Here is a 16711-nt window from a genome sequence, read left to right as displayed (position 1 = left end):
ACCAATCAGGATAACGAGCAAACGAAAAGCGGGCGGTTCCATCACGGACCGCCCGCACTCTATTCAACGCCAAACTCTGCTTTCCCTATCTGAAATCAAACAGCTCCTGATGGAAGGCATCGCTGTGCAATCCGGCTGCCACCAGATCGTTTTTGACATCTTCACCAAATTGGCGTGGCCCGCAGAACCAGATTTGGGCTTCTTGCCAATGGGGCACATCAGAACGGATTTTCTCGCCGGTCAGAAAGCCGTCGCGTGCATCGCGCCATTCACGCAACCGAACACCGGCACGCCCGGCCAGGTCGTTGATCCGCGCCATCAGTTCAGGATCGCAATGCGGGGCCACCTGATAAAAATCGATCTCAAGCTTTGCCGGATTGGCCACCAGATCTTCAAGCCAGGCAACAAACGGCGTCAGTCCAATACCCCCGGAAATCCAGATTTGATGGCGTTTTTCCCGATCCAGTACAAAGGTGCCATAAGGACCCTCAAGCGCCACCCGGTCGCCCGGCTTCAATGTTTCGTAGAGTGTGTTGGTATAGTCGCCCAGTTTCTTGGCGATAATGGTTAGTCCCGGAACCCCGTCGCGCCAGGCAGACGCAATGGTAAACGGATGCGCTTCGTTGCTATTGCCAAACCGGACAAAGGCGAACTGCCCGGCAAGATGACCTTTCCACCCGCCATCCGACCTGATCGCGATCTGAAGCGATTTCATCTCCGGAAGATAATCAACCTCGATCACCTCGCCGGTGGATCGACGCCCGGCCCCGATTTGGCCAAACAGAACAATGATGGATGACCCCGTGCCAACCATCAACATCGCCGCCAGAACATAGCCAACCGGTGTTGCCCAATTGGCGAAATCAAGCAAAACGATGCTGTGATAAACCAGCACAAGATAGATCACGGCCAGAACGGTATGTGTTCTGGCAAACCAGCGATACGGGATGCGCTTGATCAACGCGATCAGGATCAAGGCAACGGCAATATAGAACGCCCATTCTCCAACCGCTTCCGCCAGCCCGCGCTGCTCATTAAACAGCGATTGCGCCCAATGCAGGCCCGCCCCATCCGGCCCCCTCGGCCTTGACCCACGCCGCCCCCGCTCCAGAAGGCCAAGCGCAACACCCCATTTCGGCGCCATCCGCCAGGCCCAGTGCAGGGTCGCTACGACAAGCACAGCAATGCCAAGCCACTTGTGCAGGCGATACGCCTTGTCCAACCCGCCCAACCGTCGCGTCAGCCACACAGGCCGAACGGACAACAACAAGATCAGGCTCATCATGCTGATCGCAAGAAAGCCCGAATACTGCACCATAAAATGGCGAAGGCTGATGAAACTGGATGCCGCAAAAAGATCGGGGTTTGAAACCAGCCAGATGCCGGTCATCACCAGAACAAAGCCAACAAAGACCTTTGAAATCGTTCTCATGACCGGCCTCCATCCTCTAATGAGTGATGCCGTGGGCTATTGAGCGCAAATATTTGCGCGTGCCCCGACATCAACCCATTAAGGTTACCAGACCGCACCGGGTGGTTCGTTGCGATTCGTCAGTTCAGCGAAATTGATCAGCTGTGCGATTGCAGGATCGCTTGGGCAATTTCGCGTTCGACATCTTCCGGATAGGGATAAAAGCCCGGCTTGAACGAGGTCGCCCCGCCCGATGCCAGCCAGTCGATCCCGCGGATCAGAATGGCCGAGAACGGATCAAACAGATCCTTGCCCGAGCCCCCCATGCCGGGTGCAAGGTTCAGCAAGCTACCCCGGTTCAGAAGATACACCTCACGGCTGTTATCCAGCTCGAACCGTTCGATATGGCGGCGCATTTTCGTGCGCGTCTGGGTATCAAGCCATTTGACGTCAATCTCGGTATTGGAATGCCCGACATTGACCAGGATTGCGCCGCGACGGCACTGCTTGATCTGCGCTGCGCCCAGAATGCCCGAAAGGCCGGTGGCGGTCACAATGATCGCGTTCTCTTTCAGGCCGTCTTCAAGGCTGACAACCCGGCAGCCATAATGCTGCGCCTCAAGCGCGCGAACCGGATCGCGTTCGGCGACAGATACCACCGCACCGAGATTGCGCGCGCGTTCAGCCACGCCGCGCCCGACCGGGCCAAAGCCGATCACAAGAACCGTGCGCCCATAAAGTGCCAGCCCCGTCACATTCGAAAAGACCGGCCACATTTCCTGTGCCACGTGGTGGCGGTTATGCAGGCGATCCTTGATCGCGATATCGTTCCAGTTAAACACCGGGAAGGAATAGTCAAGCTTCTCAACCCGATGCACGCCCGTGGTGGTCGCTTCAAGCGCGCCATCGACCTTGTGGCCCTTCTTCACAAACGCCTCAATCAGCTCCCCGCCCATATCGGCAATGATGTCAGCGGGCTCGGACGACAGGATATCGATGCTTTGGGCATATTCATCGGGCGTCATGCCGGAAAAGGCATGGACCTCGACCCCATGGGCGGCGAGGTAGGCGGCGGCTGCATCGTCAGTACTATCGGGGTTACATGCACCAACCTTGACCTTGGCCCCGGCCTTCACAAACGGCAGCAAGGTGGGAATGGTGTCTTCAAGAACGTGCTGGAAACTGACGATGGTTTTGTCGCGCAGATCACGCTTGGCGACATAGTTTCCGTATTTTGCCGTCACCGGGCAAATCACCTCGCGCCAGGCAAGGGTCTCGTCAGTGATCTGTTGGGCAAGGGCGGCGTCCTTGATGCGGCTGGTCATGAATTGGTCTCTTAACTTCGTGGGACAATGAATGCCCTCCTAATTAAGGCCAGCCTGACCGGATGAAAAGCATTTGTCTCCATCCGGTCAAAATCAACGGCGATTAATCGCGGGCCGGGATGTTCAGTCCGCGCTGAACGGCCGGGCGATCAAGACCGCGCTCCAGCCACGCCGGAACGTTTTTAAATTCGTGATAATCAACAAGACTACCCGCGTCATAGAAACCGATCAGGTTGCGCACCCAGCCAAGCGACGCAATGTCTGCAATGCTGTATTCATCGCCCATGATCCAGTCACGGCCATCAAGGCGGGTTTCAAGCACACCCAGAAGCCGCTTTGATTCCTTGCGATACCGATCCAGCGGACGCTTGTCCTCGATCTCCTTGCCGGCAAACTTGTGGAAGAAGCCAAGCTGGCCAAATATCGGGCCAAGCCCGCCCATCTGAAAATACACCCACTGGATCGCCTCAATGCGTTTGGCCGGATCGACAGGCAACAACTTGCCGGTTTTTTCCGCCAGATACTGAATGATCGCACCCGATTCAAACAGACCAAGCGGTTTGCCATTCGGTCCATGCGGATCAATGATTGCCGGAATTTTACCGTTCGGGTTCAACGACAGGAATTCCGGCGTCCAGGTTTCATCTTCGCCGATATTGATCAGATGCGGCTCATAGTCCAGCCCGGTTTCTTCCAGCATGATCGAAACCTTCACCCCGTTGGGCGTCGGCAGGGAATAAAGCTGGATAACGTCCGGATTTTGCGCAGGCCAGCGTTTGGTAATCTCGAAGCTCGACAGATCAGCCATGATAAAGCCCTTTCCAAGTCAATGTGTTGTTGACCATAACATTTAGGCCATCATCACAAATGCGCCACCGGCAATCTGGCAACTTATTGTTTCCGGATCGGGGAATGGCAAAACCGGCCTGCGCGACACAGGCCGGTTTCTTCTGTGACTGCTCGTACCAGGTGACTGCGAACCACCAATTGGCTTTGATTACCAGGCCCGGTATTTCAGGAATTTACCATCAAGGGTAATGACAACGCGGTCGCCCTTCGGGTCTTCCTTGCGCTCAATATACATTTCGTAGTCGATCGCGCTCATGATGCCATCGCCGAATTTCTCGTGGATGATTTCCTTGATGGTCTCGCCGTAAACACCGACGATTTCATAAAGGCGATAGATCGCAGGATCGGTCGGCACCGCCTGATCCCAGATTTTCATCGGGCATTCCTGCATGACAGCCGATGCTTCAGGCGGCAGGTCAAACAGGGCGACCAGCATGTCGGCCTTGTCCTTTGGCGCGGAATTCATGCCAAAACAGACCGAAGTCGTCCATACCGGCGACATGCCGATCTTGCTGGCAACTTCTTCCCAGCCAAGGCCTTTGGCCTTTTTGGCTTCGATGATCATTTCTTTGACATCTGCTTTTTTCACAGCTTTTCTCCTTCTAAGTAATCAACGTGCAGGTGATTTATTCCACCGGGCTGGTGGCCGGTTTGCGGTTGTCTTTGGGGCCTGAAACCACCCCATGTGCGCCAAAACGCACAATGGATGGCTCGCTTGGTGTGCCTTCCTCCTGCTTGCCGGCAAGCGCCTTGGAGCGGGTGGCAAGGAATTCGACCAAGTGGTTTCGGATGTCGTAATAGTCGGAATGGTGAATGATGTTGGCCCGTTCGCGCGGGCGCGGGATATCGACCTGAACCGATTCTGCGACACGGGCATATGGCCCGTTGGTCATCAGCAAAATACGATCCGCCAACAGGATGGCCTCATCCACATCATGGGTGATCATAAAGACCGTCTGGTCTGACCCTGACCAGATGCGGATCAATTCATCCTGAATGCTGCCGCGTGTCAGGGCATCAAGGGCCCCGAACGGCTCATCCAAAAGCAACAATTCCGGCTGGATTGCAAAGGCACGCGCGATCGATACACGCTGACGCATGCCACCCGACAATTGCGATGGTTTGCGAAGCTCCGCCCCGCCAGCCAGCCCGACCATTTCCAGATACTTCATCGAATGGTCGTGAACCTGTTTCTTGCTCCAGGATTTATAGCGCGCCTGAACGGCAAAGGTGACGTTCTTAAGCGCTGATAACCATGGCAGCAGGGAATAGTTCTGAAACACGATCCCGCGATCCAGGCTGGGACCCGACACTTCCTTGCCATTCATGATGACCGCCCCTTCGGTCGGTTCATCAAGACCAGCCAGAATGTTCAGGATTGTCGATTTGCCACAGCCGGAATGGCCGATGATGCAAACAAACTCCCCCTTCTCGATCCCCAGATTGACGTTTTCAAACACTGTCAGGGCTTCACCGCCCTTGGGTGCCTGAAAACGTTTGGTCAGGTTCTGCAAACTCAGGAATGGTTTCGACATATCAGGTCTCCTTATTCCTGGTACTGCACAAGACGTGCGCAATAGGCAAAGGCGGTATCAAGCAACATGCCGACAACACCGATCATCAGGATCGAGAACACCACGCTGGTCAGATCAAGGTTGTTCCATTCGTTCCAGACGTAGTAGCCAATCCCTGTCCCCCCCACGAGCATCTCGGCCGCGACAATCACAAGCCACGCAATGCCGATTGAAATCCGCATGCCGGTCAGAATGGTCGGGGCCGCTGCCGGAAGGATAACGATCCAAGCGGTCTTGAGCGGGCCCAGTTCGTGGGTGCGCGCCACATTGACCCAATCCTTGCGAACCCCGGCCACACCAAAGGCGGTGTTGATCAACATTGGCCAGATCGAACAGATAAAGATCACAAAGATCGCCGACGCCTGACTGTCCTGAATGACAAACAGCGCAAGTGGCATCCATGCCAGTGGGGAAATCGGGCGAAGCACCTGAATAAACGGATCAAGCGCCTTGTACATCAGGGGCGACATCCCGATCAGGAACCCGACCGGAATGGCAATTGCCGCCGCAAGGAAATAACCGCTCAGCACGCGATAAAGCGAATAACCGATCTGGATACCAATGCCCTTGTCGTTGGGACCGGCGTCATAGAACGGGTTGCTGAGCTCTTCCCATGCCTTGGCGATCACGTCCGAGGGGGGCGGCACAGCGGCCTTTGGCTCTGCCCCGCCCATCAGAAGTTCATATTCTGTGAGTTCGCCAGCGAGTTGTTGTTTTGGGCTGGCGGCCTCCCAAAGACCAAGGAAGACCGCCAGAAGTACAAGTGACAACACCAACGCCCTGGCATTGAGCGATGCCAGCATATCAGCTTACCCCTTTGCCGATGGCAAAGCTGTTGACATAGGCTTCAGGCTGATCGGGATCGAACGCCTTGCCCATGATGGTATAGCTTTTGTAAGTCTCGGTCGGCGCTTCATAGCCAAGCTCTTTCATGATCTTGGCGCAATCGCTCGCGACATAGACTTCTTCGGCGATCTTCTTGTAATCGACATCGCCCTCGATATAGCCCCAGCGTTTCATCTGGGTCAGGATCCAGACACCCATCGAATGCCACGGGAACGGATCGAAATCGATGCGATCCGGAACGTTTTTCACTTCGCCCAGACCATCGGCGTAACGGCCGGTCAGGACCTGTTCAATCACCGGAACCGGCTGGTTCAGATAGTTCGCCGGTGCGATGGCGGCCGAGATTTCCTTGCGGTTTTCCGCCTTGGCGGCGTACTGGGTCGCATCGACGATGGATTTCAAAAGCGCGCCATAGGTATTCGGCAGCTCTTCGGAAAACGCCTTGGAACATGCAAATGCACAGCACGGATGGCCTTCCCAGATATCCTTGGTCAGGGTATGCAGGAAGCCGATCTTTTCCCAAACGGCGCGCTGGTTAAACGGATCGGGTGACAGATAACCATCAAGGTTACCGGCACGCAGGTTTGCAACCATCTCGGGCGGCGGAACGACACGGATCTGGATGTCTTTGTCCGGGTCCAGGCCATGCTCGGCGACGTAATAACGCAGCAGGAAGTTGTGCATCGAATATTCGAACGGCACACCGAACTTGAAGCCCTTCCACTGCTTGGGATCACGTTTGTCCAAGTGATCGTTATGCAGGACAATCGCCTGACCATTGATGTTTTCAACGGCCGGCATCAGGAACGGCGTTGCGGTCGAACCCGCCCCCATCGAAATCGCCAGCGGCATCGGGGTCAGCATGTGCGACGCGTCATATTCATTATTTAATGACTTGTCGCGGGCAACTGCCCAACCGGCTGTCTTGATGACATCAACATCAAGGCCGTATTTCTCATAAAAGCCCATCGGCTGGGCCATGATGATCGGCGTGGCGCAGGTGATCGGCACAAAGCCGATGTTCAGTTTGGATTTTTCCGGCGTGCCCAGATCATCAAGGATGGCCGCCTTGACCTTGTCGATTGGCAGGACCGAGGCAAGGGCTGCCATCATGGTGCTGCCACCGACCATCTTGGCAAACGAACGACGCGAAATGTCGTTGTGACCAAACACCGAACGCACAATTGCGCTGTCGATGGCACGATCAAGCATTTCTTCGCTGCTTTCCGGCGTTTTGGCGTCCATATCGCCCATATCACTATGGGCCGGCATGCTGGCCAAATCGTGTTTTACGCCATGGTCATGGTCTTTATGTGATGCATGTGTATGCCCATCTTTTGACGAACAGACATCACAGCCGCATGATTTGCTGTGACGCAGATCGGTATCGCCACTAAATGGATTGCCCAGACTTTTGACTGACATGTGATCACCCCCTGTGTTGTTACGCCGCCAGAAAGGCAGCACCAGATGTTCACAGTCCCTACAGCAACGGGCGTGCCATTTTGTGCAACGCGTCATTTTTCGTTGAAAACGCTGGACTCTTGCGCTTTTGAGTGAGACGCTTACCACATACGAAAAATCGTAATTCACGAAATATCGTAGTAAATATTACGATATTTCGTAGGAGTGTGTGATGAGGATCAGTGAAATCAAGCCCCTACCGGTGATGATTGAAAACCTGCACTTGCAGGCATTGCTCGCCCACACCCATCCAACCTTGCTGATTCACCCCAAAACGGACCGGATTGTCTTTGCCAATCAGGCCGCTGCGAACCTGCTGGGGCGCAGCATTGAAGAGCTTCTGACGACCTCGATGAGTGCGCTGCACAAAGGTCAGGTGCCCAGTCTGGTGGTATTTAGCGAGGCGGCCTTTTATCACGGATTTGCCTGGACCCGTGGGCTGGACCTCACCCGCCCCGACGGCACCGAACTGAAACTTGAACACGAAGCCCGGCCGCTCATTCTGGACGGCGAAGAATATCTGACCGTGACGATTTCCGATCTTGATGCCCGCCATCGCCGCGATGTGGACTCGGAAGCCGATGATTATCTTCGCGAAGGCATCGCCGAATGGCGCCGTGCCGAACGGTTTTTCCGCGAAATCGAACGCGAAAACCAGCTGATCCTGGGTGCAGCGGGCGAAGGCATTTACGGGGTCAACAGCGACGGGATCACGACATTCGTCAATCCGGCGGCCGAACGCATGCTGGGCTGGACGGCCGAGGAACTGGTTGGCCGCGAAATCCATTCGATCATCCACCATTCCCACGTTAATGGCGACCCGTATCACGCCGAACAATGCCCGATTTACAACGCCTTTCGCGAAGGCATCGTCAGGCGGGTTGATGACGAGGTTTTCTGGCGCAGCGACGGCAAACCGATCCGGGTGGAATATACCTCCACCCCGATCCGTGACCATGGGCTGGTGATCGGGGCGGTGATTGTTTTTCGCGACATCACCGAACGTAAAATCGCCGAGGAAAAGCTGCACGCGGCCCTTGCCGAGGTCGACCGACTGCGTGAACGGCTGGAGCTTGAAAACGCCTATCTGCAGGAAGAAATCCTTTCAACCAACAACCACCACGAAATCATCGGCCAGTCCGATGCCATTCAGGGTGCGCTTAAACAGATCGACCTTGTTGCGCCGACCGATGCCAACGTTCTGATCACTGGTGAGTCCGGCACCGGCAAGGAACTGATTGCGCGCGCCATCCATCAGGCCAGTGCGCGGTCTGATCGCGTTCTGGTGCGTGTAAACTGTGCGGCAATCCCGCACGAACTGTTTGAAAGCGAGTTCTTCGGCCATGTCCGAGGTGCCTTTACCGGTGCAGTGCGTGATCGCGTCGGGCGGTTTGAACTGGCGGATGGTGGCACGCTGTTTCTCGATGAAGTCGGGGAAATCCCGCTGGAGCTTCAGGGCAAGCTGTTGCGTGTTTTGCAGGACCAGAAGTTCGAGCGCATTGGCGAAGAACGCACGCGCGAGGTCAATGTCCGTCTGATTGCCGCCACCAACCGCGACCTAAAGGAAGAAGTCCGTCAGGGACGTTTCCGCGAAGACCTTTATTTCCGCCTCAACGTTTTCCCCATCGAATGCCGCCCACTCCGTGAACGGCCCGACGATATCCCACCGCTGGCATCGCATTTCCTACGCAATATCTGTCAGCGCCTTAATATCGCCCAGCCAACACTCACCAGGGGTCAGGTCCGCACCCTGCAAAACTATGGCTGGCCGGGAAATGCCCGCGAACTGGAAAACGTCATCGAACGGGCTGCCATCCTCGCCCATGACGGCAAGCTTCATTTTGATCTGCCCGAACAGGGAGGGCGCGACAGCCGCAAATTGGCACCCCCTGCGACAGAGCCCGAAGCCAAACCGGAAAAAACCGTTCTGACCCGGGGTGAGCTGCGCCAGACCGAATATGACAACATCATCCATGCGCTCACCATGACCAAGGGTAAGGTATTTGGCGAAAATGGTGCGGCGGCCCTTCTCGATATCAAACCAACCACGTTGGCATCGCGTATCAAGAAATTCAAAATCGACCGTCGCAGCTTTGCGGCAAACGAAACCATCGACTAATTGCCAAAATTGCCATCGTCTGGTTGCCTGTTGCGTCCGTTTGGCGCAGCATGTCGCCGCCGGGCGCGGTATAAGTCAGCAGGCAGAAACAGGGAAGAAACAGGAATGGCTGGTTTTTTACAGATTGGTGTTTTGCTTGCGATGGCAGCAGTCGCTGGGGTCCTGATCATGGGCATCGTTTCGATGGCACGCGGCAAGGATGCGCGCAAACAAAACAAGCTGATGCAAATGCGCGTCCTTTTGCAGGGCCTGGCCCTGTTGCTGCTTTTCATCCTGTCGCTGATGGCGGTCGGTTCCTAAGCCAGGCATACGCCTTGAACACACAAACCAGGATTACGGACGGCACATGGTTCAACTGACTCGTATCTATACAAAATCCGGTGACAAGGGCAAAACCGCCCTGGGCAATGGCACGCGCGTTGCCAAAAATGATGTGCGCGTAGAGGCCTATGGCACCGTTGATGAAACCAATGCCGTGATTGGTGTCGCCCGCCTGCATGCGGACGGCAACTTCGATGAGATGCTGGCCCGAATCCAGAACGATCTTTTCGATCTGGGTGCAGATCTGTGCACACCGGGCGATGGCAGCGACGATAACCCCGAACGGCCAACCCTTCGCATTACCGCCAAGCAAACCGAACGGCTTGAGGCCGAGATCGATCAGATCAACGAAGCCCTTGATCCGTTGAAATCCTTTGTCCTGCCCGGTGGCAGTGCCCTTTCGGCACAACTGCATGTCGCGCGCACCGTTTCGCGCCGGGCCGAAAGGCTGATTGTCGAACTGGCCGGGATCGAGACGATCAATCCCGAGGCCGTGCGTTATATCAACCGGCTGTCAGACCACATGTTTGTTCTGGCCCGCCATGCCAACAATGGCGGCAAGGATGATGTTCTCTGGAAGCCTGGCCTGACCCGATAAACTGACGTGATAACAAGATTATCGGACAAAATCCTTGTTCCCTTGCGGATTTTTGCCGTATCAAGACGGCGAAGGGCATCAAGATTTTCGTGAAGTAGTTGTCGTTAACGTCAACACCTTTACGTAAATTGACAACCTGCGTAGCACTACCTATTGTGCGTCGCGGGGAAAACATTACCATGCGGGCCAACGCAAACTGCCTAGGCAGGGAGCAAACCCGCAGTTTCGACAACAAAAACGAACAGGTCTGTCATGAAGGTTCTTGTCGCCGTTAAGCGCGTTGTGGATTACAACGTCAAGATCCGTGTCAAACAGGACCAGTCTGGCGTTGAGTTGAACAACGTTAAGATGTCCATGAACCCGTTTGACGAAATCGCCGTTGAAGAGGCCATCCGCCTCAAGGAAGCGGGCACCGCCACCGAAGTGGTTGCCGTGTCGCTCGGCGTTAAACAGTGCCAGGAAACCCTGCGCACGGCCCTCGCCATGGGTGCCGATCGCGGCATTCTGGTTGAAACCGAGGACGAACTCCAGCCGCTGGCTGTTGCAAAGCTTCTGAAAGAAGTCGTTGCCAAGGAAAGCCCGGATCTCGTGATCCTCGGCAAACAGGCAATTGACGATGATGCCAACCAGACCGGTCAGATGCTGGCCGCATTGCTGGATTGGCCGCAGGGCACCTTCGCGTCCAAGGTTGTCGTTGCTGACGGCAAGCTTGATGTCACGCGTGAAATCGACGGTGGTCTTGAAACCATCAAGATTGATCTTCCGGCAATCGTTACCACCGACCTGCGCCTCAACGAGCCGCGTTATGCGTCGCTGCCGAACATCATGAAAGCCAAGAAAAAGCCGCTCGATACCCTGAGCCCGGCCGACCTTGGTGTTGATACCGCGCCGCGCCTGAAAACCCTGAAAGTTTCCGAACCGGAAGCACGTCAGGCAGGTGTCAAAGTTGCCGACGTCGCAGAGCTTGTCGACAAGCTTCGCAACGAAGCAAAAGTAATCTAAGCGGGGATCGATCAAATGAGCATTCTTGTTATTGCCGAACACGACAATACCGAACTGAAGGGTGGCACGCTTAACACCGTTGCTGCTGCTCAGAAAATCGGTGGCGACATCACCGTTCTCGTGGCTGGTGAAGGCTGTAAGGCCGTTGCCGAAGCCGCTGCCAAGGTCGAAGGTGTCTCCAAGGTTCTCCTCGCAGACAACGCAGCCTATGGCCACTTCCTTGCCGAAAACATGGCGGGTCTGGTTGGTGAACTGGCGGGCGATTACAGCCACATTCTCACCTCGGCCTCTTCGTCGGGCAAAAACTTCATGCCGCGCGTTGCCGCCAAAAAAGACGTCGCCCAGATTTCCGACATCACCGATGTTGTCGATGCCGATACGTTTGTCCGTCCGATCTATGCCGGTAACGCGATGGCAACCGTGCAGTCGACCGACAGCCTCAAACTGATCACTGTCCGTACCACCGGCTTTGATCCGGTCGCCGCCGAAGGTGGTTCTGCATCCATCGAAGACGTTGCTGTTGCATCCGATGCTGGCAAGTCGACCTTCGTTGGTCAGGAACTGACCGAGTCGGAACGCCCGGAACTCACCGCTGCAAGCATCGTCATCTCTGGCGGTCGTGGCATGGGTTCGGGTGAAAACTTCCACCTGATCGAACCGATTGCCGACAAACTCGGCGCTGCGATTGGCGCTTCTCGCGCGGCGGTTGATGCGGGCTATGCCCCCAACGACTGGCAGGTCGGCCAGACCGGCAAAGTTGTTGCACCGCAGCTATACATTGCTGTAGGCATTTCGGGTGCTATTCAGCACCTTGCCGGCATGAAGGACAGTAAGGTCATTGTCGCGATCAACAAGGACGAAGAAGCGCCGATCTTCTCGGTCGCGGATTACGGACTTGTCGGTGACCTGTTCGAGGCCCTTCCCGCTCTGGCGAGCGAACTCGACAAATAATCTGATCCCCTTTAGGGTCAAGGCAACGCATACTCTTGTTTTGACCCTTGGGGACGAGTGGGGAACAAATGGCTTCGTTGGAAGATATCAAAACCATTGGCGTAATCGGCGCCGGTCAGATGGGCAATGGTATTGCACATGTGATCGCACTGGCCGGTTACGACGTCCGAATTCTCGACATCTCGCAAGATGCCCTTGATAAGGCCATCGGCGTGATGGAAAAGAACATGGACCGTCAGGTCAAAAAAGAGATCATTACCGCAGCGCAAAAAGATTCTGCGCTGAAGCTGATCTCAACCGGAACGGAATATACCTTCCTGTCTGACTGTGATCTGGTCATCGAAGCGGCCACCGAGAACGAAGAGATCAAGAAACAGATCTTCAAGGCTCTGTGCCCGGTACTCGGCCCGGAAGCGATCATCGCGACCAACACCTCTTCGATTTCGGTCACCCGTCTGGCGTCCTATACCGACCGCCCGGCGAAGTTCATGGGCATGCACTTCATGAACCCGGTGCCGCTGATGAAACTGGTGGAACTGATCCGTGGTATTGCCACGGACGAAACCACCTATCGCACCATTCATGAACTGACCAAAAAGCTCGGCAAGGACACGGCAAGCGCCGAAGACTTCCCGGCCTTTATCGTCAACCGCATCCTGCTTCCGATGATCAACGAGGCGATCTACACCCTTTACGAAGGTGTGGGGAATGTCGAGTCCATCGATACCGCGATGCGCCTGGGTGCGAACCATCCGATGGGCCCGCTGCAGCTGGCAGACTTTATTGGTCTCGATACCTGCCTGTCGATCATGCATGTCCTGCATGATGGTCTGGCCGATACCAAGTATCGCCCGTGCCCGCTTCTGGTCAAATATGTCGAAGCCGGATGGCTTGGCCGCAAGGCTGGCCGTGGCTTCTATGACTATAGCGGCGACGAACCGACCCCGACCCGCTAACCGGTCGCAGGCCGACGTTGGCATCAAGACATCAAAGCCGCTGCCCCGCAGCGGCTTTTTTTGTTGCATTCCGTGCTTCAACCATCTGGAATGGCGATTACTCTAACCCGCGCAATCATGATGTCGGGAAAAATCAAACGGTTCTGGAGGCCGTCCGAACATGTATCTCGGAATTGATGTCGGCACATCGGCAGTCAAGGCACTACTGATTGACGAAAACTCGGTCACCCTTTCCGAGGCTGATGTCCCTTTACGCGTGTCCAGCCCCAAACCGTTCTGGAGCGAACAAAACCCCGAAGACTGGTGGGATGCCACCACCCGTGCGATTGATGAATTGCACCGCCAGAACCCGTCCGCCATTGCCGCAACCCGTGCCATCGGCCTGTCAGGCCAGATGCATGGTGCGACCTTGCTGGGTGACGATGACAAACCGCTGCGTCCCGCCATCCTGTGGAATGATGGCCGTGCGATGCGCGAATGCGCCGAACTTGATGCAACCCTTCCCGACCTTGGCGCGCGTGCCGGGGTTGCCACCATGTCAGGCATGACCGCCCCCAAACTGATCTGGCTGCAAAAACACGAACCTGATGTTTTTGCCAAAATCAAAACCATCCTGCTGCCCAAGGACTACATCCGCTTTTGCCTGTCTGGCGACAAGGTCACGGAAATGTCCGATGCGGCTGGCACCCTGTGGCTTGATGAACAAAGCCGCAGCTGGAATGAAAGTGCGATTGCCGCCTGCGGCCTGACACCTGATCAACTCCCCGGACTGGTCGAGGGATCTGATATCACAGGCACCCTTCACGCCAATCTGGCGGCGCGCTGGGGCATGGCCGATGGTGTTATCATTGCTGGGGGTGGCGGTGATGCGGCCACTGGTGGCATCGGTGTCGGGGCGGTTGCCCATGGTGATGGCTTCATCTCGCTTGGTACCTCATCACAGATTTTCGTCGCCTCGGACAAATACAGGCCCAAGCCCGAAGAATTGCTGCACAGCTTTGCCCACGCCATCCCGAACCACTGGTTTCAGATGGCGGTGTTGCTCAATGGCGCAAGCTGCCTGAAATGGGCCGCAGACCTTCTGGGTGAAAGTGACATCACCGACCTGCTCAATCGGGTCGAGGCACAGCACAAGGCACCATCTGATATCCTGTTCCTGCCCTATCTGAACGGCGAGCGCACCCCGCATAACAATCCCTATGCCCGTGGCGTTTTCTTTGGTCTGGGCAGTGACACCAATCGCGAAGCCATGGTGCAGGCCGTTCTCGAGGGTGTCGGCTTTGCGCTCAGCGACGCCAAATCGCGCCTGAATGCGGCTGGCACCTATTGTGATCTGCCGGGCGTCATTGGCGGGGGTGCACGCAGTCGCTACTGGATTCAAATGATCGCCGATATCCTTGGCAAACCGCTTGCCCGCTACGAAGGTGCCACCAAAGGCCCGGCATTCGGTGCGGCGCGCCTTGCGCGTTTGGCGCTCACCAACGAACCGGTCACGGATGTCTGCGTCAAACCCGTGATCGAAGAAGTCGTTGAACCCGACATGTCACGTCGTGACGCTTATCAGCCGCGCTTTGCCAAGTTCCAGCGGATTTACGCTGCTTTGTCTGACGAATTCACCCCGAACTAGGGCAGGCATGCCCCATCCAAAGAATAGGCTAAACACCGGTTTTTAAATAAAATTCCTCGATTTGGTCGAATTTTGCCAGACGCGCCTTTTAAACCCCCGCCCGGGTGCCAACATTAATCTGATGGCATTAATTTATAAGCACGGACAGATATGACGATTGTAGTGGTTGGAAGCTCGAACTTTGATTTCGCCGCCCGTGTGGCAAAGCTTCCAGTGCAGGGACAAACGGTATCCTCCCAAGCCTATAAAACCGGCCCGGGTGGCAAGGGCTGCAATCAGGCGCTTGCAGTTGCACGTCTTGGGGTCGATCCGGTCTTCATCTCCAAGATCGGTGATGACATGCTTGGCAATCAGCTGATTGAAACGCTCGCGGCCGAGGGACTTGATACCACCCATCTCATCGTCGCCGACGAAGCCCAGACCGGCATTGCCCTGATTTCGATTGATGAAGCAGGCGAGAACATGATCACGGTCGTTGGCGGGGCCAACATGACCATGACCCGGTCTGATTTGCATGAAAAACAGGATTACCTGCGCGATTGCGACTATCTGCTGCTGCAGCTGGAATGCCCGGTAGTCGCCATTGATTGCGCCATCAAATATGCCCGTGAAGGCAAGGCAAAGGTGATGCTTGATCCGGCCCCGGTCGCCGATCTGGTGGTCATGCGTGATCTACTGGCCCTTACCCATATCGTCACGCCGAACCAAAGCGAATGCTTGGCCCTCACCGGTATTGACCCTGTGGATGAGGCCACCGCCAGTAGCGCCAGCATCAAGCTGCATGACATGGGCCCGGAAACCGTCATCATCAAAATGGGCGGCGATGGTGCGTTCTATTCATCGGGCGGGCAAACCGGTATGGTTCCGGGCTTTGTGGTCAACACGGTTGATACGGTGGGCGCAGGCGATTGCTTCAATGCCGGGTTGGCTGTCGCCCTGCATGGTGATCAGTCGCTCAAGGATGCCGTGCGCTTTGCCTGTGCGACCGGCGCGCTTTCCACCACCAACAATGGTGCTGCCGAGGCTGCACCACGCCTTGCCGATGTTTTGTCCCTGATCGAAGGCAACGCCTAAGACCGTGTCACTTGCGCTCAGGACGTTTGATCAATCAACTGATCGAAATAGGTGATGACCTCTGGCGCATCCCAGCGCGCAATGCCTTCAAGCTTGCCGCGCAAATCACCCTTGGCGTCATAGACAAAACTGGTCGGAAGGCCGCGTGCCCCCATCTGACGCGCAATCGCCCCACGCGGATCCAGAACGATATCAAGGTTCTCGATTCCATTGGTTTCAAAGAATTCGCGCACCGCATCCGCCCCGCCACGGTCCTGACTAAGTGCGAGAACCCGGAACGGCTTATCGGCCATCTCGACCGCCAGGCGATCCAGATCGGGCATTTCCTTGACGCAGGGCACACACCAGGTCGCCCACAGATTGACCAGAACAACCTGTCCTTTCAGGCTGTTAAAGGCGACCTCGTTGCCATTTTCATCGACAAACGCCAGATCTTCGGGCAAAGAACCCCCTTCGGATGGCATGACCATCTTTGAAAGTTCTTGCGGGAATTGCGTATCAGCAAAGGCAGGGGTTGCATAAATGCCCGAGATGGCGACAATCACGCCAAGTTTTACGTAACGAAGCAATGCTTTCACAACACCCACCTTTCCA

General features: G+C 55.8%; 16 protein-coding genes. 8 read left to right on the top strand and 8 right to left on the bottom strand.

The window, feature by feature from the left end; genetic code table 11:
- Nucleotides 1-85 precede the first annotated feature (85 nt).
- From TH2_RS04300 to TH2_RS04270, 7 genes are all read right to left on the bottom strand, one after another.
- Nucleotides 86-1432 (bottom strand): ferredoxin reductase family protein, encoded by a 1347-nt coding sequence (locus TH2_RS04300; protein WP_008889176.1) that lies wholly within the window; start codon nt 1430-1432, stop codon nt 86-88.
- A gap of 137 nt (nt 1433-1569) precedes the next feature.
- A complete protein-coding gene (locus TH2_RS04295; RefSeq protein WP_008889175.1) occupies nt 1570-2736 on the bottom strand; it encodes an adenosylhomocysteinase in 1167 nt (388 codons plus the stop codon).
- Between the two features lie 103 nt (nt 2737-2839).
- A complete protein-coding gene (locus TH2_RS04290; RefSeq protein ID WP_008889174.1) occupies nt 2840-3544 on the bottom strand; it encodes a glutathione S-transferase N-terminal domain-containing protein in 705 nt (234 codons plus the stop codon).
- 189 nt (nt 3545-3733) lie between these two features.
- Nucleotides 3734-4174 (bottom strand): cyanase, encoded by a 441-nt coding sequence (cynS, locus tag TH2_RS04285; RefSeq protein ID WP_008889173.1) that lies wholly within the window; start codon nt 4172-4174, stop codon nt 3734-3736.
- Between the two features lie 37 nt (nt 4175-4211).
- Complete coding sequence (locus TH2_RS04280; protein ID WP_008889172.1) at nt 4212-5120, bottom strand: ABC transporter ATP-binding protein; 909 nt, start codon at nt 5118-5120, stop codon at nt 4212-4214.
- Nucleotides 5121-5131: 11 nt separating this feature from the next.
- Nucleotides 5132-5962, bottom strand: a complete 831-nt coding sequence (gene ntrB / locus TH2_RS04275) for a nitrate ABC transporter permease (protein ID WP_008889171.1) — start codon at nt 5960-5962, stop codon at nt 5132-5134.
- Nucleotide 5963: 1 nt separating this feature from the next.
- The gene (locus TH2_RS04270; protein WP_008889170.1) at nt 5964-7430 is read right to left on the bottom strand and encodes a CmpA/NrtA family ABC transporter substrate-binding protein; all 1467 of its coding nucleotides are present in this window, start codon (nt 7428-7430) and stop codon (nt 5964-5966) included.
- Between the two features lie 211 nt (nt 7431-7641).
- On the opposite strand from TH2_RS04270, the gene TH2_RS04265 reads away from it, so the two are divergent.
- The 8 genes from TH2_RS04265 (at nt 7642) to rbsK (ending at nt 16117) form a co-directional block, all read left to right on the top strand.
- On the top strand, nt 7642-9588 hold the full coding sequence (locus TH2_RS04265) for a sigma 54-interacting transcriptional regulator (protein WP_008889169.1): 1947 nt from the start codon (nt 7642-7644) through the stop codon (nt 9586-9588).
- Between the two features lie 105 nt (nt 9589-9693).
- Entirely contained in the window at nt 9694-9888 is a 195-nt protein-coding gene (locus tag TH2_RS04260; protein WP_008889168.1) for a twin transmembrane helix small protein, read from the top strand.
- Nucleotides 9889-9934: 46 nt separating this feature from the next.
- Nucleotides 9935-10507, top strand: a complete 573-nt coding sequence (locus tag TH2_RS04255; RefSeq protein ID WP_008889167.1) for a cob(I)yrinic acid a,c-diamide adenosyltransferase — start codon at nt 9935-9937, stop codon at nt 10505-10507.
- A 252-nt stretch (nt 10508-10759) separates the two neighbouring features.
- Nucleotides 10760-11509, top strand: coding sequence for an electron transfer flavoprotein subunit beta/FixA family protein (locus tag TH2_RS04250; RefSeq protein ID WP_008889166.1), 750 nt, complete (start codon nt 10760-10762; stop codon nt 11507-11509).
- A gap of 15 nt (nt 11510-11524) precedes the next feature.
- Nucleotides 11525-12460: an electron transfer flavoprotein subunit alpha/FixB family protein gene (locus tag TH2_RS04245; RefSeq protein WP_008889165.1), complete on the top strand. Its 936-nt coding sequence runs from the start codon at nt 11525-11527 to the stop codon at nt 12458-12460.
- A gap of 68 nt (nt 12461-12528) precedes the next feature.
- Nucleotides 12529-13416: a 3-hydroxybutyryl-CoA dehydrogenase gene (locus tag TH2_RS04240; protein ID WP_040822681.1), complete on the top strand. Its 888-nt coding sequence runs from the start codon at nt 12529-12531 to the stop codon at nt 13414-13416.
- A 160-nt stretch (nt 13417-13576) separates the two neighbouring features.
- On the top strand, nt 13577-15043 hold the full coding sequence (gene xylB / locus TH2_RS04235) for a xylulokinase (RefSeq protein WP_008889163.1): 1467 nt from the start codon (nt 13577-13579) through the stop codon (nt 15041-15043).
- A 150-nt stretch (nt 15044-15193) separates the two neighbouring features.
- Complete coding sequence (gene rbsK / locus TH2_RS04230; RefSeq protein ID WP_008889162.1) at nt 15194-16117, top strand: ribokinase; 924 nt, start codon at nt 15194-15196, stop codon at nt 16115-16117.
- Between the two features lie 17 nt (nt 16118-16134).
- On the opposite strand, the gene TH2_RS04225 is transcribed toward rbsK, so the two are convergent.
- Entirely contained in the window at nt 16135-16695 is a 561-nt protein-coding gene (locus TH2_RS04225; RefSeq protein WP_008889161.1) for a TlpA disulfide reductase family protein, read from the bottom strand.
- Between the last annotated feature and the right edge of the window lie 16 nt (nt 16696-16711).

This window comes from Thalassospira profundimaris WP0211 (assembly GCF_000300275.1).
GTDB lineage: Bacteria > Pseudomonadota > Alphaproteobacteria > Rhodospirillales > Thalassospiraceae > Thalassospira > Thalassospira profundimaris.
The sequence above is the reverse complement of the archived record's forward strand: the minus strand, read 5'-3'. Positions and strand labels throughout refer to the sequence as shown.